This window comes from Spirosoma foliorum (genome assembly GCF_014117325.1).
In the GTDB taxonomy this organism is placed as follows: Bacteria; Bacteroidota; Bacteroidia; order Cytophagales; family Spirosomataceae; genus Spirosoma; species Spirosoma foliorum.
Window position 1 is genome coordinate 1,354,418 of the sequence record NZ_CP059732.1, and the last position, 21,920, is coordinate 1,376,337.

Annotated in this window: 17 protein-coding genes, 2 tRNA genes and 1 pseudogene; 4 read left to right on the top strand and 16 right to left on the bottom strand. The window is 47.0% G+C overall.

Features of this window, described 5'->3' with window-relative positions; all coding sequences use genetic code 11:
* Window positions 1–395: 395 nt before the first annotated feature.
* Window positions 396–659 carry a hypothetical protein gene (locus tag H3H32_RS05500; protein ID WP_182461654.1) on the top strand — a complete coding sequence of 88 codons (264 nt, stop codon included), beginning with the start codon at window positions 396–398 and terminating at the stop codon, window positions 657–659.
* A gap of 104 nt (window positions 660–763) precedes the next feature.
* Here the strand turns inward: H3H32_RS05500 and H3H32_RS05505 are convergent, their stop codons facing one another.
* The 10 genes from H3H32_RS05505 to H3H32_RS05550 form a co-directional block, all read right to left on the bottom strand.
* Window positions 764–1,114 carry a hypothetical protein gene (locus H3H32_RS05505; protein ID WP_182461655.1) on the bottom strand — a complete coding sequence of 117 codons (351 nt, stop codon included), beginning with the start codon at window positions 1,112–1,114 and terminating at the stop codon, window positions 764–766.
* A gap of 608 nt (window positions 1,115–1,722) precedes the next feature.
* Window positions 1,723–4,833 carry an efflux RND transporter permease subunit gene (locus H3H32_RS05510; RefSeq protein WP_182461656.1) on the bottom strand — a complete coding sequence of 1,037 codons (3,111 nt, stop codon included), beginning with the start codon at window positions 4,831–4,833 and terminating at the stop codon, window positions 1,723–1,725.
* Between the two features lie 105 nt (window positions 4,834–4,938).
* Window positions 4,939–6,018 (bottom strand): efflux RND transporter periplasmic adaptor subunit, encoded by a 1,080-nt coding sequence (locus tag H3H32_RS05515; protein ID WP_182461657.1) that lies wholly within the window; start codon window positions 6,016–6,018, stop codon window positions 4,939–4,941.
* A gap of 89 nt (window positions 6,019–6,107) precedes the next feature.
* Entirely contained in the window at window positions 6,108–7,373 is a 1,266-nt protein-coding gene (locus tag H3H32_RS05520; protein ID WP_182461658.1) for a TolC family protein, read from the bottom strand.
* Window positions 7,374–7,612: 239 nt separating this feature from the next.
* Window positions 7,613–8,305 carry a response regulator transcription factor gene (locus H3H32_RS05525; protein WP_182461659.1) on the bottom strand — a complete coding sequence of 231 codons (693 nt, stop codon included), beginning with the start codon at window positions 8,303–8,305 and terminating at the stop codon, window positions 7,613–7,615.
* A gap of 146 nt (window positions 8,306–8,451) precedes the next feature.
* Window positions 8,452–8,631 (bottom strand): hypothetical protein, encoded by a 180-nt coding sequence (locus H3H32_RS05530; protein ID WP_182461660.1) that lies wholly within the window; start codon window positions 8,629–8,631, stop codon window positions 8,452–8,454.
* A 269-nt stretch (window positions 8,632–8,900) separates the two neighbouring features.
* Window positions 8,901–10,388 carry a glycosyltransferase family protein gene (locus H3H32_RS05535; RefSeq protein WP_182461661.1) on the bottom strand — a complete coding sequence of 496 codons (1,488 nt, stop codon included), beginning with the start codon at window positions 10,386–10,388 and terminating at the stop codon, window positions 8,901–8,903.
* Window positions 10,389–10,609: 221 nt separating this feature from the next.
* On the bottom strand, window positions 10,610–11,521 hold the full coding sequence (locus tag H3H32_RS05540) for an SEL1-like repeat protein (protein ID WP_182461662.1): 912 nt from the start codon (window positions 11,519–11,521) through the stop codon (window positions 10,610–10,612).
* Window positions 11,478–12,347: a hypothetical protein gene (locus tag H3H32_RS05545; RefSeq protein WP_182461663.1), complete on the bottom strand. Its 870-nt coding sequence runs from the start codon at window positions 12,345–12,347 to the stop codon at window positions 11,478–11,480. The genes H3H32_RS05540 and H3H32_RS05545 overlap by 44 nt, the downstream gene beginning before the upstream one ends.
* 508 nt (window positions 12,348–12,855) lie before the next feature.
* Window positions 12,856–12,937: transfer RNA gene (locus tag H3H32_RS05550), tRNA-Leu, on the bottom strand.
* 151 nt (window positions 12,938–13,088) lie between these two features.
* Between H3H32_RS05550 and H3H32_RS05555 the strand changes: the two genes are divergently transcribed.
* Window positions 13,089–13,496: a DUF3127 domain-containing protein gene (locus H3H32_RS05555; RefSeq protein ID WP_182461664.1), complete on the top strand. Its 408-nt coding sequence runs from the start codon at window positions 13,089–13,091 to the stop codon at window positions 13,494–13,496.
* 45 nt (window positions 13,497–13,541) lie between these two features.
* Here H3H32_RS05555 and H3H32_RS05560 read toward each other — a convergent pair.
* Window positions 13,542–13,614 (bottom strand) — tRNA-Lys (locus H3H32_RS05560).
* Between the two features lie 55 nt (window positions 13,615–13,669).
* On the opposite strand from H3H32_RS05560, the gene H3H32_RS05565 reads away from it, so the two are divergent.
* On the top strand, window positions 13,670–14,413 hold the full coding sequence (locus H3H32_RS05565; RefSeq protein ID WP_182461665.1) for a tetratricopeptide repeat protein: 744 nt from the start codon (window positions 13,670–13,672) through the stop codon (window positions 14,411–14,413).
* A gap of 74 nt (window positions 14,414–14,487) precedes the next feature.
* Here H3H32_RS05565 and H3H32_RS05570 read toward each other — a convergent pair whose 3' ends face one another.
* Together H3H32_RS05570 and H3H32_RS05575 are read right to left on the bottom strand one after the other, a co-directional pair.
* Window positions 14,488–15,297 (bottom strand): SDR family oxidoreductase, encoded by an 810-nt coding sequence (locus H3H32_RS05570; RefSeq protein ID WP_182461666.1) that lies wholly within the window; start codon window positions 15,295–15,297, stop codon window positions 14,488–14,490.
* Between the two features lie 124 nt (window positions 15,298–15,421).
* Window positions 15,422–17,677, bottom strand: a complete 2,256-nt coding sequence (locus H3H32_RS05575; RefSeq protein ID WP_182461667.1) for a T9SS type B sorting domain-containing protein — start codon at window positions 17,675–17,677, stop codon at window positions 15,422–15,424.
* A gap of 72 nt (window positions 17,678–17,749) precedes the next feature.
* On the opposite strand from H3H32_RS05575, the gene rlmD reads away from it, so the two are divergent.
* A complete protein-coding gene (gene rlmD / locus H3H32_RS05580) occupies window positions 17,750–19,198 on the top strand; it encodes a 23S rRNA (uracil(1939)-C(5))-methyltransferase RlmD (RefSeq protein ID WP_182461668.1) in 1,449 nt (482 codons plus the stop codon).
* 117 nt (window positions 19,199–19,315) lie between these two features.
* Here rlmD and H3H32_RS05585 read toward each other — a convergent pair whose 3' ends face one another.
* From H3H32_RS05585 to H3H32_RS05595, 3 genes and pseudogenes are all read right to left on the bottom strand, one after another.
* Window positions 19,316–20,323, bottom strand: coding sequence for a ComEA family DNA-binding protein (locus H3H32_RS05585; RefSeq protein WP_182461669.1), 1,008 nt, complete (start codon window positions 20,321–20,323; stop codon window positions 19,316–19,318).
* An 81-nt stretch (window positions 20,324–20,404) separates the two neighbouring features.
* On the bottom strand, window positions 20,405–20,989 hold the full coding sequence (locus tag H3H32_RS05590) for a phosphatase PAP2 family protein (protein WP_182461670.1): 585 nt from the start codon (window positions 20,987–20,989) through the stop codon (window positions 20,405–20,407).
* Between the two features lie 2 nt (window positions 20,990–20,991).
* Window positions 20,992–21,905: pseudogene (locus H3H32_RS05595) on the bottom strand (sugar phosphate isomerase/epimerase family protein).
* Window positions 21,906–21,920: the final 15 nt, after the last annotated feature.

Genomic DNA, 21,920 nt, shown 5'->3' on the forward strand with positions numbered 1-21,920 from the left:
ACCCTACCTCCCCTTTGAGTATATCGATAGCTGCGATCGGCAAAAAGTAGACTCCTCAACGCTGCTGTGAACGGAATTGGAAATAGTACTAAACTTCTGGTAAATAGTCTATTTTAAATTCATTAAATTAGTCCTTTAACCGAAACAGTCGGTCATATTTTCTTGCCTTTACGGTAAACTAGCAAGGGACTATACATTAATTATCTGGCTATCTGCGCCAGGAATGAATGCTAGAGAGCTTGCATGAATTGACCACGATAAACATTCGTGCTGTTGTATAAACTAACATAGCCACTACAAGAACGCTTGCATGATTAGGCCTTTCGCTTAGAGCCGTGCCACGGTTCTTTTGGGCTATGTGGCTAACCGTGGCACGGCTCTAAACGAAAGGCCTAATGATTACTAAAGCTATGGGGCAGCCTAATGACGCAATAAATCCGAATGCTGATCAGCAGAGAAAGCTACTGGAGGATATGATAAAACAGTGCGATGCGCTAATCGATGAGTTATATGAGACTATCGAGTTGTTTACCCTCGATGGTGCTTCTCCAGATGACGAGACTATGCATACCGATGCCGCTCAGGAGTTGGTGTATTATACCCGAAAGCGCATTGAGCTAGTAGAAGCGCTGCAGTTGTTGAGATCGGGGCATCCGTAGCCAGAGCGAAATGGCCTAATCGAATACCATATTAATAAAATAGACATTGCCTCTCTACGTATACTATTCATACGTAGAGAGGCAATGTCTATTTGGCAATACTACTAAGAAGCAATTAACTGGTGGCGCGGGAAAAATGCACCATTAGACCTACTCACTGCCACAGGCCATAGTCTGGCAGCATGCGTTAACTTAAATACTTTTGGGCGCACCGAAAACACAGGTGCGCAGGAATTCACAACGGAGTTAGACTGGTAGTTTCGTATTGTGCGATCAACAGAGATCGGGCCTGCCTGGCAGGCAGTGCGTACTACCCGGCTGTGTCGACGAGTAGCTTCTACGACTAAAAACGAGCAAGTATGAAGCAGCCAGCCACCATACCCTTTCCAAAGCGAACCTGTGCAGCTCACAGGTAATGAAGAACAATATTGGCCGGGGCCATAAGAGATTTCCATAGCTGTATGATGAAATAGTCGATAAAGTTAATTGGGTATATATTAAAATAAGATTAAGTATTTATACCCAATTTATCTACATGGAAATAAGAAGACAAAGACCCTTCAAGGCGAGAAGAAAGAGGCAGAAGGATACAAAAAGTACGGTTAGCCAGGTGACTGGCAGGAGGTAGTTTGATTTCATGAGTGCAGGTTACGATGAATGGTTGAGACAAAGGTATGTCTTTGTTATGTGTACTGACATGAAATTTATTGAGCGTAGCGAAACCTAGTTACAAGTGACTATAAAACTGTTTTTCTTTATATATTAACTGGTTGACTAGGATTTTTTAAAGATACGTTTAGGCGAAAGAGTAGCTAAGTATAAAATGTTGTCTAGTTATTACTTTAGCAATATCGGTAACAGTAGGGTGGCCTGAAAATTTAGAACAAACAGAACAGAATTGATCAGATACTACCTAAGGGAAATCGGGCAATGGCCACTTGTAAAGCCGACAGTATTCCATGCAAAAAGCCAATCTCCAGAGAAGTTGGCTTTTTGCATGGAACCCAAGAGCCTCATTCATGAAAACAACTACGATAAAAGCACTACTTTGTCCGTAATTATACTAGTCTAAATCACTCAGTCGGTGAATGTGGTGCCGATTAAAAAGTCGGTAGATAATTGGGAAAATGAGTAGGGTTAACACCGTTGCCGTAATCAAGCCCCCGATAACGACAATAGCCAGTGGCTTTTGCGTTTCGGAGCCAATACCAGTTGAAACAGCTGCGGGCAAAAGACCAATAGCTGCCATAAGGGCCGTCATGACGACAGGGCGAATCCGTGATCGAACCCCTTCCCGAATGGCTTCGTCGAGTGGCATTCGGTCTTTTCGGTTTTGGTTGAAGACCGAAATCAGGATAACCCCATTCTGTACGCAAATCCCAAACAACGCAATGAAGCCAACCCCCGCCGAAATTCCGAAATTCATGCCTGTTACGTGGAGAGCCAGAATACCGCCAATCAACGCAAAAGGGACATTGAACAGAACGAGACCAGCGTCTTTGGCATTGCCGAAGGTGATAAACAGAATGACGAAAATGGCGGCAATACTAATCGGAACGACTTGTCCTAAACGGCCAGTAGCCCGCACCTGATTCTCAAACTCACCAACCCATTCTACCGAGTACCCTTTTGCGGGTTGAAGTTTGGCCAGTACTCGTTGCTGCGCTTCGGCAATAGTACTGCCTAAATCACGACCACGTACGGAGAATTTAACGCCGATGAACCGTTTGTTAAGGTCGCGATAGATAAAGGCGGGGCCTGTAATTTGCCGGATGCTCGCGATTTCTTTTAAAGGAATTTTGCCTCCGCTCATGGTCGGTACCATTAGGCGCATGATGTCCTCTTCGCTTTTACGGTACTCAGGCAGAAACCGAACGCGGATATCAAACTTGCGTTCGCCTTCGTACAAAATCGAGGCCGTTTTTCCGCCAATTGCCATTTCGATTACGGCCTGCGCATCGGCCGTCGAAACGCCGTAGAGAGCCATTTTGTGATCGTGAAACAGAACGCTGAGTTCAGGCTGGCCTACGTTCCGAATGATGCCCAGGTCTTTGATGCCTTCAACATCTCGAACAGCCGCCAACGCCTGGTTGGCATATTTTTCCAGTTCATACACATCTGGCCCGAAAATCTTGATGCCATTACTGGCTTTATACCCCGCTACAGCTTCAGCTACGTTGTCGATAATCGGCTGCGAGTAGTTGTAGAGAATGCCCGCATAGTTCTTCAACTTTGCATCCATTTCGTCGGTCAGTTGCTCCGTACTGATCTTCCGCGACCATTCTTCTTTCGGTTTTAGATCTACCTGAAACTGGCAGAAATAAAAGCCGTTCGGGTCGGTACCGTCGTTGGAACGACCTACCTGCGAGAGCACCTGTTTCACTTCGGGGAATGTATTCAGGTCTTGTCGAATGGTTTTGGCCATATCGACGCTTTCGGGAAGCGACATACTCATCGGTAGCTCCGCAGTTACCCACAGAGCGCCTTCGTTGAGTTGGGGCAAAAACTCGGTTCCAAGCATTGTCGACGAAAAAAATGTAGCGATCATGAAGGCAATCGCCCCAACCAGACTAATCCGACGGTTACGGTAACACCAGCCAAAACCCGCCATCACAATTCGGTTGAAGAAGTTGACAATGGGGTTGTTCTTCTCCCGAACGTTTTTCCGTAAGAGCATGGAGCACAAGACCGGCACCAGGGTAAGGGTGAATAAGAGCGCACCCAGTAAGGCAAAACCTAATGTCCAGGCGAGGGGCGAAAACATCTTACCTTCTACTTTCTCGAACGAAAAAATGGGGAGCAGCGCCGTGATGATGATTAACTTGGAGAAGAACACCGCCTTGCCTAATTCACCACCTGTTTTTCGAATTAAGCCAAGTTTAGCCATTCGATTATAGCGCTCCATGCCCATGCGATGGGCCATGTGATCGAGTGAGACGAAAATCCCCTCGACCATAACCACAGCTCCATCGATGATAATACCAAAATCGACCGCGCCCATAGAGAGCAGGTTTGCTGACATGCCCCTCAATTTCAGGCACATGAATGCAAACAACAGCGCTAACGGAATAATGATGGACACGATGAGCGTAGTTCGCCAATCGGCCATGAACAGAAAAACGATGACCGTTACCAGAACGATACCTTCAGTAAGGTTGTGCAAAACAGTGTGGGTACAGAACTCAATAAGGTTGTCGCGGTCGTAGAACGTTACCATCTTCACATCGGACGGTAGGACGCGCGTGTTCAATTCCTCGATTTTTGCTTTTACCCGACCCAGAATTTCGCTGGGGTTTTCGCCTTTCCGCATCACAATGATGCCTTCAACCACATCGTCGTTGGTATCCAGACCTACTTGCCCAACACGAGGCAGGTTTGATTCCGCGACTTCGGCTACGTTTTTGACTAACACCGGATTGCCGCCAACTTCCTCAATAAGAATATTTTCAATGTCCTGAATCGACGTCAGTAACCCGATACCGCGTACCACATAGGCCTGACTGTTACGCTCAATAACATCGCCCCCCACATTGATGTTGCTGCGGGTAACGGCCTGGTACACTTCCAGGGGCGTAATATCATATTTGGTCAGTTGGGTTGGGTTGACCCGCAGCTCATAAATCTTATCGCGTCCACCAAACGCCACGATGTCGGCCACACCTGGTACACTTCGTAGCTGACGGTCAACTACCCAGTTTTGCAGCGTAAGCAATTCGCGGCTGTTGCGGTTTTTACTTTCGAGCGTATACCTGAAAATTTCGCCCGTTGGGCCGTAAGGAGGCTGTATTTCTGGGTCGACACCTTCGGGTAATGACACGTTGCGGAGCAGGTTATTGACCTGTTGTCGGGCAAAGAAATCATCAACCCCATCGTCGAAAATGATTTTCATAACCGACAACCCAAACATGGTCGTTGACCGAACATTGCTTTTTCGCTGAACGGAGTTCATAGCCACCTCAATGGGTACGGTTACGAACCGTTCCACCTCTTCGGCAGAGCGGCCGTTCCACTCCGTTACCACAATAATCTGGGTGTTGGTGACGTCGGGGAAGGCTTCGAGCGGGGTGTGTAGGTAGCTGTATATACCTGCAATGACCAACCCCAGGGTCATAAAGAAAATAAAGAATCGATTCTTAAGCGAAAACCCGACTATGTTACGAATGAATTTATTCATAAGAAGGAGGAAAGGGAGGAGGGAAGAAAGGGAGTAGAGGAAAAGAGAAAACAGTTCTGATGCTGTATTCCTTTACTCCTTCCTCCCTTTCCTCCTTTCTCCTTTTTAATTGTTGAGTGCGTTGTAGACCAGCAGTTGATTTTTGGAAATAACCTTTTCGCCGGGTTTGATACCCTGGCTGATATAAGCCACTTCGCCCAGCGATTTGAGGACACTGACTTCACGGGTTTCAATGTCAGACCGATTCCGGAAGACCATGACATATTGCTTTGAGCGGTCGAAAATCACAGCTGCAGAGGGCACCGTTGCCAGTTTCCCGCCGTCTTCGTAGCGCAAGGTTACGGTGGCATGCATCTCGGGCCGGAGTTTCATCCCCTTGTTGTTGAGCCGAATTCGAACCGTCATCGCCTTGGTATTGGGGTCCAGCACGGTGTAGATTTTATCAACATGGCCCTTAAAGAGTTCGTCAGGATAGCTGAGTGTTTGCACGGTCGCTTCCATACCCGTTCGTACCCGGCCGATGTCGCTTTCGTTCACATTGGCTAGTACCCACACTTCGCTAATCTGGCCAATGGTAAACAGGTTGTCGGCGTTGTCGGAGCGGAGTTGCATATCGCGGTTCACGTTCTTCTCGATGACGTAGCCGTCAATGGGCGCTTTTACGGTGTACATCGACGCTTTGCCGATGCCATAAATGCGGAATACTTCTTTGACTCGGGTAGCTTCTGCCTGCGCTTTTTCCACCTCTTTTTGAGCGGCTACTACTTCGCGTTGCGACGTAAGTTTGGTCTCAAACAGATCCTGCGCTACCCGAAGATTTTTTTCGGCCACCAGCAAATCCGACTGGGCCTGGATTGACTGGCGTTCCAGATCAGCTACTTCGCCCGATCGGATTGCCGCCAGCGTTTGGCCTTTGCGGACGTAATCGCCCAACTCAACTTTAACATCTTCTACGTTGCCACCCACCAGCGGAAACACCTTAATGACCCGGTTCTCGTCGGCTACAACTTTGCCAACCAGGGTCAGTTCGCTTCGTACAGGCTGCGTTACTGCACTGTCGAGACGAATACGGCGCATCATGGTATCAGAAAGCATAAAGGCTCCGGCCTCTTCTGCTGCTGGTTTGGGGGTACATGAACTAATAATAGTCAGTCCACTAAGAAATAGTAAGATGTTGATTTTCATGGTTATTGGATGAGCCCAGATCGTCGGTTCGGGCGTATGAAGAATAGGCTTGCTACTGGTGTGCTGGCCAGACAGGTGACCGGGCTTACTTAAAATAAGTCTTCGCCGATGAGGTAATTGAGTTCTTCGTAAGCACTCACCCGGTCGGCCTTCAGGCGATTGAGCTGGCTGATGCTATCGTTATAGGATTCGATCAGGTCGACAAATTCAAGAAGGGTAATATTCCCTTTTTGAAAGCTGGTAATGACGCCCCGGTTCAACTGATCGAACTGATCAGTAAACTGTTGTTCAATCGATTGTACCCTTCGTTCCACTTCCCGTACTTTTTGCAGGGATGTCGCCACTTCGTTATTCACCTGAATCGCCTTTTGACGCTGTAACTGACTTTGGTACTGAATCTGGCTACGAGCCGCCCGAATGGCTCCCTGGTTGCGATTGAACACGGGAATGTCGGCCGAAACAGACAACCCAACGTAATTCTGAATGTAGCTTCCGGCCTGATCGTACGTTCCCCCTACGCGTAAATCGGGCGTTGCCAAAGCACGCTGGAGTGTGTGATTCAACTCGGCTTGCTTCGTTAACGATTCGGCCGCTTTTAAATCGGGCCGATTGCGCAACGCCATTTGCTGTAGCGTATCTTCTGATTGGATGGGCAGGCTGTAACGGGCCAATTTTTCATCGATAACCAGCGGCTTAATGGGCTGATCGACCGATAATAACGTGCGTAGCGCCCGTTGATCGTCGGCTAGTTGAAACACAATAGCCGTCCGGTCATTGTTGAGTTGAAACAGCAAGGCTTTCAGCCGGAGTAGCTCCCGAAGCGATACGTTGTTTCGATTGTATTGTATTTCATAAGCCGCTACGGTTGTCTGGAGGGTGGCCAGTTGCTGATCGAAGCGAGTCAGAGTTTTCTGTTGAAAATAAATGGAATAGAATCGACTCCGCAGGTCAAAACGTAGCCCGCGAACTAAATCGAGTAGTTCAAACTGAGTCAGTTGGGCCGCTTCGGAGGCCAGCGCGATTCGTTTGTTCCGTTTGCCCGCTGTGTAGAGCAATTGCTGAATGGAAACGATTTTCTGGCCCTGTTTGCCTACATCAAGTACCCGCCGTTCATCGCCGTTATACGCACTTAGTTCGAGGCTAACCGTCGGATTGTCGTATAAACGAGCTTGTAACACCTGCGCCTGACTGGCATCGATCCGAAACCGCTCAGCCAGTAAGAGTAGGTTGTTTTTCACAAACAGACTGTCGGCCTGCCGGAGCGTTAACTGAATAGAATCCTGTTCAGTAGTAACCTGTGCCTGAAGCGATCGGGCACTGACTAAAATAAAAAGTAACGAAATTGATAACCGCATGAGAGACCCAATGAATGGCTACAAAGGTCCATTGTGAAGGTTACAGCAGGCTTAAGCTAACCTTATAATATCTATAGAAAACAATTAGAAAAAGATTAGAAGCTGATTGCTTCAACAAGTGGGCAGTCGAAACCTATAAGGTATCAAAGACCTTATAGGTTTGTAATAAATGAATTGGAATGTATTGACGTCTAGATTGTTATGGCGAAAATGTGTATTTAGTAAATTTACGTAGCCATCTATTCCTCTTTCAACACATAGCCCATACCGAGTCGGGTGTGAATCAGTTTGGGCTTAAAGTCGCGATCTATTTTTTTGCGGAGGTAATTAATATAAACTTCGACGACGGTAGAATCTGGGTCATAATTGAGCGACCACACATGTTCGGCAATATCCAGTTTGGAGAGTACTTTGCCCCGGTTACGCATCAGGTAGTCAAGCAGAGAAAATTCACGAGCTGTCAGATCTATTTTAACCTCTCCCCGGCGAACTTCTTTCGTGATAAGGTTTACCGTCAAATTTGCGACCTGCCAAGTCTGCTCCGACTCGGTGCTTAGCCCGCTCATGTACGCCGACCGGCGAAGGCTGGTTTTCACGCGGGCAACCAGCTCCCGAAAATCGAAAGGTTTGACCAGGTAGTCATCGGCTCCTAATGCCAGTCCTTCTTCTTTATCTTCTATTTCTCCCATTGCCGACAGGATGATGATGGGCAGCGAAGGTTTAGCCGCCCGTACGCTACGGCAAACTTCGAACCCATTGATGCCGGGTAGGTTGAGATCAAGAAGTAATAAATCGACATCTGGTTTTAGAGCTACCTGCCTGCCATTAATGCCTTCATAAACGACCTCAGTTGTATAGCCTTCCTCCTGAAGTCCCCGGCTAATCATCTGGGCAATACGTCGGTCGTCTTCAATGATTACTATTTTCTTCATGCAATCACCCTATCGATAAAATACAAGGGATAATGTGTTAAATCCGTGGACTGGCGACTCGCGTGAGTTTCGTGAGGAGTGGAAACAGTTAAGGATCTGGTCAAACCTATCAGACGATCTGAAGCCGCTCAAGAAAGCGTGAATAGTTAGCAAATGCAAACCCGCATCATCGCCTGGACGTATAACCGGGTTCTTCCCAACTGGCAAATTTTCGGACTAGCACTCGTGGCCAATACCTTATAGCCATCGGCCTTTAACGTGGCAATCGAATCGAGGAGAACCTTCGGGCAATGCGCTTCCAGAATTACGTAGTTTTGCTTTTTCATCAATCACAAACGGATGCATTCTTGTCCAGGTCAAGTCTTAATAATAAAAACACCAGATTTAAACGTCTGGTGTTTTTATTATAATCCCCTACATGACCAAATCATCAACAAAGCTACTTCCTGGTTATTAAGCCTGGTTTAGAGTAACATTAGATTTTCCTTAGATTATGCTTACAAGTGAGGGTATCTTATTCTAATGAATTGACCGTTCGCGATTTATAGAGACGAATTTTGTCTCTTCCTGCTTACCTGTTTAGGGCCACGATCCGTTAGTCCTTTTTATACAGCACCCAGATTTCATTGACAGTACCTATCTCCTTTGACTGTAGAAATTTATTGATGTTCCACAAAGCCGCGGATGAATAAAATTGGGGCTTAAATCCCAGGCTGTCTAAGAGAGGTAGCTTCGGCTTGGCGTCGTTGTAGGTCGTAACCACCCAGGCATTGTGTAAGTACTGGGCCGAATCAGCATCATTAATCCTGACCAGCTTCATATTGGGCGCATTTCGGCGATAGAACGTCAACGGGAGATGGCTTTCTGTTTCAAACGGCGTACGACCCAGACAATAAATCGTGGGATTCGAATCTTTAAACGTATTGGTCAGCTTTCGTGAAAACTCAACGGTTTGCGCAATAGGATTTAAAAGCAAGGCAATGAGCGTTACTACATTGAGGGCTATACTGGCATACAAGGCGTTTTTTAGAAAACGGCGAGCACCCGTTTTAGCCTGCTCGTAGTAGGTAAGCAATGATGATAAGCCCCAGCCTGCCAGAATAGGCAGCACATTGACGACTGGATATAAAAAGCGCTCTTCTTTATGCGCGACCAAGCAATGCCCGACAATAAAAAACACCACAGCGAATGCTAACGGCTGACGGTATTGTTTCAGGAGACCTTTCAGACTGTAATAAAACAAGACAATACTGATCGGGGGCGTACCGATAACCAGCAGCAGCATTACCACATAATACAAAAAGCTCGCAGTCCCGAATTCAGCCGCTTTGCCTTCTGTAATGTTCACCCGGTAGTACTCGTAGGGCGTAAAAACGAATTGGTGATAAAAGTTGGTATCTAAAACCATATTGATGGCCAGTCCGATACCAAAGCCAATGGCCATCGGTAACAATCGGGTGTATTTCCGTTCAATAAGCAGCATCCATAAACCGAAACCAATCAGACCAAAGGCGACCTGAAAACGGAAATAGAACGCCAGACTAAACAAGAACCCGATCAGAAAAACGTATAGCGTTTTAGCCCCTTTGCGTTCATACAATAAAATAGCCCCGAAAAACACCATCGACGATGCCATCTCTGAGCTGAATAAGGTACGCGTGTAGGGGAGTACCCAAGAAAAATTGATCAGTAGCAGGACTAAAAAGAGCAGCTTTTTGTCGGACTTGAAATAATATAGTCCGATTGCATTAAATAAAAGGAGTCCAGATACCCCAAATAGGAGTCGCAGGATTAGGAGTTGTGTATAAGCGTCATTTATGTGGCAAAAACGGCAGACGTCTACAAATCCTGAAAATAAATAAACCTGTAACGTCGGGCGAATATGGCTAGTCAACTCCCAGACACTGGTAGCGCCGGTAGGTTCGCCCATCTGCCAGGACGAAAACTCAATTAACTGAAAGTGTTGATCGGGATGAAAGAAGCCTACCTGTGTAATGCAAAAAAAGAGTTGAACAAGTAGGGCTATGCCCCAAAGCCATCGTAAACGTGTATCGTTAAGCGTCTGGTATGAATTTACGTCCATTGAAATTCGCTGGAATTTGAGCTAGCTACCATCGTGGTAGGCTGTAAACTGCCCGCAAATGTACGGCTAAGCAGTTGCTGATTTCGAATTCAATGGGATTGTTGACGGGTGTTGTTAAAGTTTTTTCGATAGGATTTACAGGATGAAACAGGATTGGAGTTGTGAAAAAAAAATCCTGTTTCATCCTGTAAATCCTATCGAAAAAATTAGATAAATGAAAGTTACTCAGATTCAGGAAACGTTCTGACTTTGAGGGCCATACTAGCCAGATTACTGCCTGAGTTGGCTGCCTTCTGGTAATACTGTAATGCCTTTTGCTTATCAATGGTGCACCCAAGCAGGCCTAAATAATAGGCTTCGGCAAGTTCATACAAGGCGGCAACGTGGTTTTGAGCCGCTGCTCTTGTCAGGTATGTATAGCTGTTTACGGTATCTAATCGGTCGTAGTAATAAATTCGAAAAGCCCGATAACTGGCTTCGGGAATACTCTGTTCAGCCGCTGCCCGATACCATTTTAGGGCTTCGTTTGTGTTCTTTTCAACGCCGTTGCCTTGTTCATATAAATTACCAAGGCATTGCATAGCGTCACCACAGCCTTCGTCGGCCGCCTTTTGATACCAGTCATAGGCGATCTGATAATTTTTGGGTACGCCTAGCCCAGCTTCGTATAAATAACCCAGGTATGTATGGGCTGTTATATTTCCGGCTTTGGCCGCTAATTGATACCAGGTTAGCGCTTCGGTATAATTTTTTTCGACTCCCATGCCATAGAAATACATGCTACCCAGTGCCCCCTGCGCTTCTGAATTTCCCTGAATAGACGCCAGGCGCATTAGGTTAGCTGCCTTAACTAAGTCTTTAGAAATTCCTTTTCCGTGGAAATAGCAAAGAGCCAGATTGTACTGGCCCCAACTGTATTTATGAGTAGCCGCCTTTCGGAAGTACTGCTCAGCCTGACTATACTCACCTGCTTTCCAATGGCATAAACCATCCTCAACTTGGGCCCGTAGGTAAGCAATGGTGGTTGTATCCTGACGATGAACTCGTTTATGGCTAAACGAGTCATCTGATTTTGCCAGGCAAGCGGTATTAATTGTGAAGGCTATGACTAGAGACGTTAGCGTGTAAGTCATTGGAGTAGATAGCTTGATCGATGTAGCTGAAGAGTCGGTTTTCAGTGCCTACTTTGTCGCCATATTGGCTATCGTAAACTAAGCTCTTGCCCTGTTTTCGCTGGAAACTAGGCTGACAGTCCACTAGCGTCTTCCCTTCATCGAACGGGTGAGGCTTCAAACTAAGTTTATACTCACCCTGGATGTGAACAGTTGACTTTAGGAAAAGAAAGCCTGGTCTCTTTAAGCTGAAATCTTCAGTAACGATCAACTCTTGACCAGTTCCTCCTTTGATTTGATAAGGAGAGTTGGCCTTTCTAAACGTATCATTAAGCGCTTGAACGACTTTATAGACGGGTAATGTATATTCCCGCTTGGCCAGCAAAGCTGAGTCAAAATAGCGTTTGATCATGTCCATGTCACGCTTCACCAAGCGCAAATCAGATAGCGAGTCATGAAGGGCGCGCAGTTCACCGGCCATACCCTGGATTCGGGTTTCGTAAGATTTGACCAATTGCTGGTTATCGTTGAGAGCATCCTGCAGAATCTTACGCAATTGCAGGCTATCCCGGCGTAGTTCGTCGACTTTGAAAACCAGTCGCTTATTTTTAAGATCGAGTTGCGATAGCTTTTTCGTTAATGTCTTCGAGTGGCGGGATAGATAGACGGATTTCTTCTGGTAATAGTTTAGCTGTTGCGTGAGCGTTTCGACGGAAGAATTGTCACCTCGTTTTAAGGCTTTAGACCAATCTAGACCGGCCTCGCTGGAAGAGCCTGCTTTGTCCTGTGCCTGTGCTACGCCTGTCAGCGCAATTAAAAGAGTAAAACTCAATACATATTTTCTCATGAATAATAATATGGTGTTAAAGACAAGTATTTACGGTCAGGTAAGCTTGAGCTTCTCCCAAGCTGTAGATAGACTTATTTGCAAAAATATGTATTTGTGTATTTCGGGATGTATGTAGTTTAAGTTATGTGTATATGTATTACTTTATATTTATTAAATGGATAAATAGTAAACTAAATATTTTTAGTTGTAATAATCATTGAAAATTATAGATATGTTCTTGTTGATAACTGGGACACAATTGTTTAGGGAATTGTATAGCGGGGACAGTTGCTACAGAAACGAGATGAAAGACCTGGGAAAATATAAATCGTTCTGGTTCGAGTGAGTAGAGCGAAGTTATAGGTATCTATAACGTGCCAGAAGGAGCAGGCAAATCAGAACTGTAATCTACTTTTTCAGGAAAAGCCATCACCAGATGCTCGATAAATGACTACCTGATGCTTTGCCTAAGAAACAAAAAAGCACTTACCGTTAAGTGTAAGTGCTTGACTTTTAGTTATTTATGTGACCACGGGGAGACTCGAACTCCCATGCCTTGCAGCACCACCCCCTCAAGATGGCGTGTCTACCAGTTTCACCACGTGGCCATTTCTGTGATGCGGGTGCAAAGATAAGATTCTAGTTTTCTTTTCCCAAACGGAAGTCCGAAACTTTTCCTTTTTTCGTGAAAGAGGGGGCATAAGTGGCTAAAATTTCGTACTTTTATCTTTCTAAATCACGTTTAAAAGTCCAATTTATATGGCACTGGAATTAATCGGAAAACTCATAAAAGTTCTGCCAGAAGTATCGGGGCAAAGTCAAAAAGGCCCTTGGAGCAAACAGGAATTCGTTATTGAAACACTGGATGCTTCCTATCCCAAAAAAGTATGCTTAACCGCTTGGGGCGATAAAGTAGCAGACTTGAAACAATACGCTACGGGCGATACCCTGAAAGCTACCTTTAGTGCTGAGTCGCGGGAATACAATGAGCGTTGGTATACTGAATTGCGGGCTTTCCGTATTGAATTAGCAGAAGGAGATGGTGGTGCGGCACCAGCTCGCCCGGCAGCTCCTCAACAAGCGCAGTCTCGCCCAGCGGCTCCTCAGGGTGCTGCTATGTCGTTCAATGCAGCTTTTGATGAAGAAAGTAACGACCTGCCATTCTAAAATGACTATAATTAAAAAAGCCGCTTTAAAGCGGCTTTTTTTTTGTGATTCGGCTGGGATTCGAACCCAGGACCCATACATTAAAAGTGTATTGCTCTACCAGCTGAGCTACCAAATCGGTTCAATTAAGGTTCCTCGTTTAGGGGGGCTGTCCGTAATTGTGGTGCAAAATTATGGCCTTTATTCGTTCATTGCAAGCCATTACCCTTAAAATAAGTCTATTTTTTTATTTTTTGTCTGTAAACGCCTGGGCGCAAACAGCTTCGCCGGACTCATTACGACGTGCCGATTCGTTGTTTGCTTCTGGCGATCAGGCACATGCGGCTCGTCTGTACGAAGCGGCCCTGGCCGAAGGGCATACGGCTACAGACCCGATGCTTTTGAAGTTAGCGAGTGCTTATGAGCAGCAAAATGATGTGCCGAAGCTGTTATATTACCTGGATGTGTATTTTGATCGGCATCCCGACGACGCGGTACTGCGCCGAATGAGCGACATTGCTCGGGCTAATAACCTGAGTGGCTACGAGACCGACGATCTAAATTACTTCTACCTTTTCTATCGTAAATACGGTATCTACTTTCTGCTTTTTTTGCTGATTCCGGCAGGCTATGTGTTTAGCGTATTGCTGCTTAAAGTCGTGAAAAAGGAGGCCATTCCAGGGCGGCAGAAATGGATTATCTTCGTTTACCTGTTGCTGTTATTGATCTTCACGAACTTGCCCGAAGGTGTACAATCTGGTATTACCAGCCACGACCGGGTTTTGTTACGTACCGATCCTTCGGCAGCTGCTCCCGTTGTGGAGGTGATCGGCCGGGGGCATAAACTCAATATTCTGGGTACGAAAGATATCTACCTACGCGTACTCTGGCACAACGAGCTGTACTTCATCCGGCGAGATAATGTGTGGATCATTTAATGATTGAGTGATTGAATGAATGAGTGATTGAATAGCTAGCAGAAATTCAATCACTCATTCATTCAATCACTCAATCATTTTTTTAGTGGCGAGTCCTTCTCTTTGGCCAGTGTGTTGTACACCAGCTTGTCCATCAGACCAGGAAGCCATTTGTTCATAAAGACAGTGAATTTGCCCTGGCCAGTCAAAATGAGTTCACGTTTCCGACTTTTTACGGCTCGGAGTATATGATCGGCACATTCCTCGGCGCTCATCATGCTGCTTTCATCGCGCATTGTTTCGCCTTTTGCCTGGCCGTGGGCATCTAGTGCCGAAACTCGAATATTGGAAGCTGTGAAGCCTGGGCAAGCCGTCAGCACGTGAACGCCCGTGTGGAGCAATTCAGTCCGAACCGCTTCCAGAAATCCGTTCATCGCAAATTTTGACGCAGAATAGCCAGCCCGTACAGGTAGACCCCGGTAACCCGCAATCGACGAAATACCAACGATAGAACCTTTGGTTTGCTGAATGTAGGGGAGGGCGTAGCGAGTGGCATAAACCGTTCCCATGAAGTTGATATCCATCACTTTCTGGATAACTGCCGGGTCGGTATCGATTAGCATAGAGCGCATGCTAATGCCCGCATTATTGATGAGTATATCCAGTCGGCCGAAATGGGCAATGGTTTGGTCTATCAGTTTTTTTACATCCGCTTCGATGCTTACATCGGCAATAAGCGAAAAGCAGGTAATGCCAGCCTGCTGAAGTTCATCGCTAACCAACTGAAGTGCATCCGCTTTACGACCACAGATAACAATACGAGCTCCTTCATGTCCGAAGGCAAAGGCTAATGCCCGACCAATGCCCGACGAAGCACCGGTAATAAGTACAATTTTATCTTTCATAGAGGAAGGCAAAGATAAGGCATTATTAGTCGCTAGTGGTTAGTTGTCAGCCGGTAACAAAACAGCTTTTATGATTAACTGTTAGCTAACGACTACTAACTGACGACTAGCCACTAACAACTCCTTATCGAATGAGCGTTACTGTTCCTTTGAAGGTACGTTTGGTCGTGAGCAGGAGATAATAATACGTGCCAACGGCAGCATCGTTACCATACCAGCGAAATTTTGGGTCGGTCGATGTGAAGATGGTTGCCCCCCAGCGATTCGTGATGTCAACCCGTTTGAATTGTTCATCACACGAATTTTCGGGTATGTCTTTTACGGCGAAGTAATCGTTGGCACCATCGCCATTGGGGGTAAATACATTGGGTACTTTGATCTCGGCGTTAGCCGATGGGTTTTTAACATGGAATGTAACGCTAGTCACGTCGGTATGATTGGGCTGGCAGGAACGATCATCAACTACGAAATCGACAATGAATGTGGCCTCACTTTTGCCCGCCATCAATTCGCAGGTAGGCGTCCAGCTAAAGGCAGATTGTAGCGTGGGCAGACCTGTTTTGTCGGTGAAATTCATGCCCGCAGCTTTCACATCAAATCCGCGTCCTGTACCTGTTAATCGAAGTGTGTCGCGGTCGGGGTCGTTGCCCAGTACATCGAATTGCGTGTGGCCGGTAGAGTCGGAGGGGCTCACGGAGAGTTCAACGACAGGCTGGGCCAGTGTTGTGCGTATACTGGGTGGCTGGCTGGGTATGCCCACAGCCGAGAGCCGCACCGTGACAGTATCGCGAAGGTTTTGATTACAGCGCGTATCGGTCACAATAAAGTCGACTACATACTCAGGTTGTGTGGCTTGTGTACAGGTTGGCTTCCAGGTGAACGGTTGAGCGACTTTTCCCGCACCTGAAACAGAACTAAAGCTCATGCCCGCTTGTACCAGAGTAAAGCCGCGCCCGACAGCCTGAATCGTGATATTATCGTTATCGATATCGTTGCCAAAGGCCGTAAAGCTAAACGATGAGCCAACCGTAGCTTTGCCTATGTTATTTAACAGATCGGTGCTGGCTGCAGGTTTATTATTTAATGACGGAATAATTGTCAGGCGGATACTAATCGTATCACTCAATCCTTGCGGACACCCATCATCGGTGGCCCGGATGAGTAAGGTAAACGGTTTTCCATCGGCTCCAACGCAGCGCCCAAAACAGAATTTAGCTTGTAAGGTATCGCTACTGGTCTTGGTGAGCAACGTACCGGGTGTGAGTGTCAGGCCGGGTAGCGACCCGCTCATGTTAGTGATGGTAATTTGCTGGTTCGGGTCAATATCAGTGACGTACAAACTCAGGCAGTTTGTGTCTTTCTCGGCAATTGTGATGACGTTTCCTTCTTTGTAGAAGCCTTTCTGTCCATCAGGCTTGAAAAGGAGTGTCGGCGGGTTGTTTTTCTTACAGTCGACAACCAAAACCTGAAAATCGCGTCGGACGAGACCGATCAATTTTTTATTCCGGTATTCACCAACTTCAACCGAGAACACGAAGAGGCCAACTCTGTCGGGAGTTACCGTGAGCAACCCGGTACGGGCGTCTACGCGTAGGGGTACACTTCCCGGAATCTCATTGCTGATTGAAATGCCGTTGATCCATTGCACAGGTGGGTAGGGGCCAGCGTTGAAAACGGGTTGGGCCGCCTGATTGACAGAGCCTGGATCTGGATAAATGGATGTACTAAACCCATTATAGGGCGTAACCAGGTTATAGGTCAGACTATCGCCATCAGCGTCTTTGGCACTAAAGTCGAGCACAAATGGCTGACCCACGCAGGCATAATCACCTTTAGGAACAGTAAATATCGGCGACGAATTGGCTACCGTAACCTGTCCGTTTCTTATGGCTGGAAATTCCAGGTAGAATGCAGAACCGGCTGCACCGGGAGCCGTGATATTGACGATTGTTCCGTTTCGGCAGCAACGCTCCCAGGACATATAATAACCACCAGGATCATTGAAAACGTTAGGGTCGAGGTTCAGGTCGTTACTGTATCGAATTAATAATGTTCGTAACTCAGCCACGGCGCAGGTGGGTCTCGTATAGGCTACCTGCTCGGTACTAACGCGGGGCAGCGGAACATAGCCAATAAGCTGGTTTGTTCGTTTGGCAAAAACACCGACGCTAACGACAGCATCATTGGCACCCGTATTTCCGTTGATGGCATCGAAGTACAGATTCAGGTTAATGCGATGGGAATAAGCGCTCTGTGAGCCGAGATAACGCAACTCCAATTCGCCCCCAACAATATGGGTTGCCAGGGCAAAGTGGCTCATAACCAGTAATAAGCAGGTCATAAGTAAGGTTTTCCATAACGGACAGTACAGGTTTGGCATACGTAGATTCGATTCGGTATTGAGACCGTCCCAAAACGGCTGCTTAAATTAGCGTTTTTTTAGGACTATTTTATGCGTAGGAAGACTCACAAAACCCCCGAACGGTTGGCAGGCGTTCGAATTGATGCCGTAGCTGCCGAGGGAAAATGCATTGTTCGTACCGATGAGGGCGTGATTTTTGTTGAAAACCCGACCGGTGGGCCGGGTGTAGCTCCGGGCGACGTAGTAGACCTGCGCATTACTAACAAGAAGAAGCAGTATCGAGAGGCTGTGGCCGAACGGGTTCACGAGTGGTCGCCGGTACGGGCCGATCCATTTTGCGAACATTTTGGTACATGTGGCGGCTGTAAATGGCAGCACATACAATATCCGGAACAACTGGGCTTTAAACACCAACAGGTGGTCGATCATCTGACGCGTATTGGCAAAGTCGAGTTGCCCGCTATTTTGCCAATTTTGCCCGCGCACCCAACTCAGTACTACCGAAATAAACTGGAGTTTACCTGTGCCGAAGGTCGCTGGCTGACTCAGCAGGAAGTGAGTACACAGCACACAATTGACCAGCGGGCAGTAGGCTTTCATGTTCCGGGCCGATTTGATAAAGTGCTGCCTATTCATCACTGCTATCTTCAACCAGACCCATCCAACGCCATTCGTCAGGCCGTAAACGAGTACGTTTTTCAGCACGATATGACGTTGTATAATTTGAAAGCACATACCGGTTTTCTACGGACGCTCATTATCCGTACTGCCGATACTACGCAGCAGATTATGGTAACGTTGCAGGTTGCTCAGGACAACCCCGATCTGTTAAATGGCTTGCTTGGTCACCTTCAGGCTACGTTCCCTCAGATCACATCATTGAACTATATTCTGAACACTAAAAAGAACGATAGCTATCAGGATCAGGAAGTAATCAACTGGGGAGGAAAACCGTATATCGAGGAACAAATGGGCGAGGCTGATGGGCCCGTACTTACGTTCCGTATCGGTCCGAAATCGTTTTACCAGACGAACGCTCAACAAGCCCATAACCTGTACAAAATTACTCGTGACTGGGCTGGCCTAACGGGCAACGAGCGCGTTTATGATTTATACACTGGTACGGGTACGATTGCCCTGTTTGTTGCTCGTCGGGCAAAGGAAGTAATTGGTGTTGAGTATGTTGAAGCCTCGGTGGCCGATGCGCGTGTGAATGCTCAGGTAAACGGAATCACGAATGCGACCTTCTTTGCTGGTGACATGCGCGATATTCTGACCGAGAGCTTTTTTGATCAGCATGGTCGGCCAGATGTGGTCATTACCGATCCTCCCCGTGCAGGTATGGACGAGGCCGTAACTCGCCAGTTGCTCAAAGCAGCCCCCGACCGAATTGTGTATGTAAGCTGCAATACCGCCACCCAGGCTCGCGATTTGGGCATCTTAGATGAAGGATATTCTGTTGTCAGTGTCCAGCCCGTAGATATGTTCCCGCACACGCACCATGTAGAAAATGTGGTGTTGTTGAAGAGGAGAGAATAAGTTGTTAGTCACAGTCGATAGTTTTCAATCACTAATGATTACGGACTGACGACTCGTTTTAAAACCTTTTGTTGGGCGTAGTGCATACTACGCTCAACGATTGACCAACAACTACTTTTAAAACTCAAGGTATGGCGCAATCTTCTCGATGGTTTTTGCATCCAGAATCCGAATTGGCTTGAGCGATTCAGCCGATGTATAAGCGCCGTGTTGCTCCCGATAATTGACAATAATTTGCGCCTGTCGGCGGGATAAAAACGGATGATGGTCCAGCTCCTCAATGGTGGCCGTATTGACCGGAATCTTACGAACTGACGACCGGATTTTACCAAACTTCTGTAATTCGTCCAGAGCGAGGGAGTCGAGTCCATAAATATCTCGAAACTGATCTTCTGAAACGAAGCCGCCGAGGGCGTCTCTAAACTTTACGATGCGCCCGGCTAGTGTAGCCCCAATTCCTTTAAGCGCAATTAACTGCGAGGTGTCGGCAGTATTAATATCGAACGGCTGCAAAATCGGCTTGGCCGGTCGTTCTGCATACGCTGGGCGCTCTTTGTAAGGTTGTCTTTCAGCGGATTTATACGATTCGTTATTGTAAGGTTTGGCATTTTCGGATGGCCCATTTCCTGATCGATCTGAAGAGGACGCTTCTTTCAACGCAATGTACGGTTCGAGCTGATCATAGAGATCAGGTGGGAAGTCGTAAATGTGCAGGAGATCTTCTTTCTTCCGAAACCGACCACCTTTTGTTCGATATTTATCGATACGCTCAGCGAGCCATTTCGGTAATCCCAATTGCTGCCACCCGGCAACGCTAACTGTATTTGGATCGAACCGAAAGAGTTTGGGTTCACTGAAGTGCTCTGCGGTGGTTTTATCCTTGTCTGGGCGATTACCAAATTGAGGTTGTTTCGCTTCTTCGGCCTGCATTAGCGCAACCAGGCTGTCAAGTTTACGTTGATCGGCAGCGGATGTGTCAACTGGTTTTTGGTCGCCAATGAACCGATACACGAATGGAACGAGCAGAAAGAGAAGGGTTAGGAAAAGTAGGACGACAAAACCTCTAGCTTCTTTGTGAGAAAATCCGAAGTAGTCGCGAATGAGCGATTGGAATCGATTGAACATGAATAACAGCTAGTTGCGGTGGGTATGTAACTGCCGCAAACTAAGCTGTTATTGTGGTTATATGCAACCTAACTACTTGTTTCAGTTGACAAAATAATTCTCTGCATTCGCTGAGCGAGCCTTCCACCAATGGTAAACATACACCGCAAGCATAGCTGATAAGACGCCAACCCCAGTACCCGCCAGTACATCGAGCGGGTAATGAGCTGCCACATAAATTCGACTGTAGGATACGATAGAGGCCCACAAAAAGCCCCATTTTAACCAGGGATGCTGTTTGCCCAGCAAAAGCCATAATGTGGTAGCCAGCGCAAACGTGGTTGCCGCATGCGAAGACGCAAACCCATACAATCCACCACACTCCATAACAGGGTGCATCAATTTTTGCACGGCAAGATCATGGCAGGGCCTGAGCCGATGGGTAAGTGGTTTGAGTACCGACGAACAGAGTTGATCGCCCAGGGCAACGGCTGCAATAATGGTGAGCACCAGTCCAATCGTTTGTTTTCGATACCGATAGATCATCCACCCAATTAGCAGGGCGTAGAAAGGAATCCAGCTATTACGCTCCGTCACCCAAATCATAATCGGGTCGAGCCAGGGCAAATAGCGGCCGTTCAGCCAGAGGAAAAGGTCGGTGTCGAGTCGGTTGAGTGTCTCTACCATACTTACAGCACCAAAAACTGACTCAAATAATTGCGGGCCGTTAAAATGGCCGTTTGAACGTCTTCTGCGCTGCCTTCGTAGGCTTTATCTTCAACTTCGATACAGATCGGGCCTCGGTAACGAACGTCGGTTAAGGCCGCAAAAAAATCGCGCCAGCGTACATCGCCCAGGCCAGGAAGTTTTGGCGAGTGATATTCCAGTGGATTCGCCATGATACCCACTCGGTTCAGTTTGTCGCGGTACAGTTTCACATCTTTTAGGTGAATGTGATGCAAGCGGTCGCGGTAATCGTAAATAGGCTTCACTTCATCCATTATTTGCCAGATCATGTGACTTGGGTCGTAGTTTAACCCCAGCGCTCGCGACGGAATGATCTCGAACATCCGATCCCAGATAGCGGGTGTGGTTGCGAGATTTTTTCCCCTGGCCATTCATCATCCGTAAACCACATCGGGCAGTTTTCGATGCCAATTTTCACGTTACATTCTTCGGCTTCTTTTACGATGGCAGGCCAATGCTCAGCATACAATTTCAGGTTGTCTGTAATGCTCAGTGAAGGATTACGACCAATGAATGTATTGACTACCGGAACGCCCAACTTGGCAGCGGCCCGGATAATTTTCTTGATGTGTTCCCGATAAAACTCAGCTTGTACCGGATTGGGATCGAGCGGGTTTGGATAGTACCCTAGGCCCGAAATAGAGATATTGTACAGCTTCGTTAAGGAGTGAATGTGAGCAACATCCAGATTGTCGACATCGACGTGCGTAACACCTGCGTACCGACGAGCATCGGCATTGCCAGAAGGCCAGCACATAAGTTCGACACATTTGAAGTCGTGTTCTGACGCAAATTTCAAAACACCATTTAGATCGTAATCGGCCAGAATAGCCGATACAAAGCCGAGGTTGAGCATTTAAGTAGTAACTAA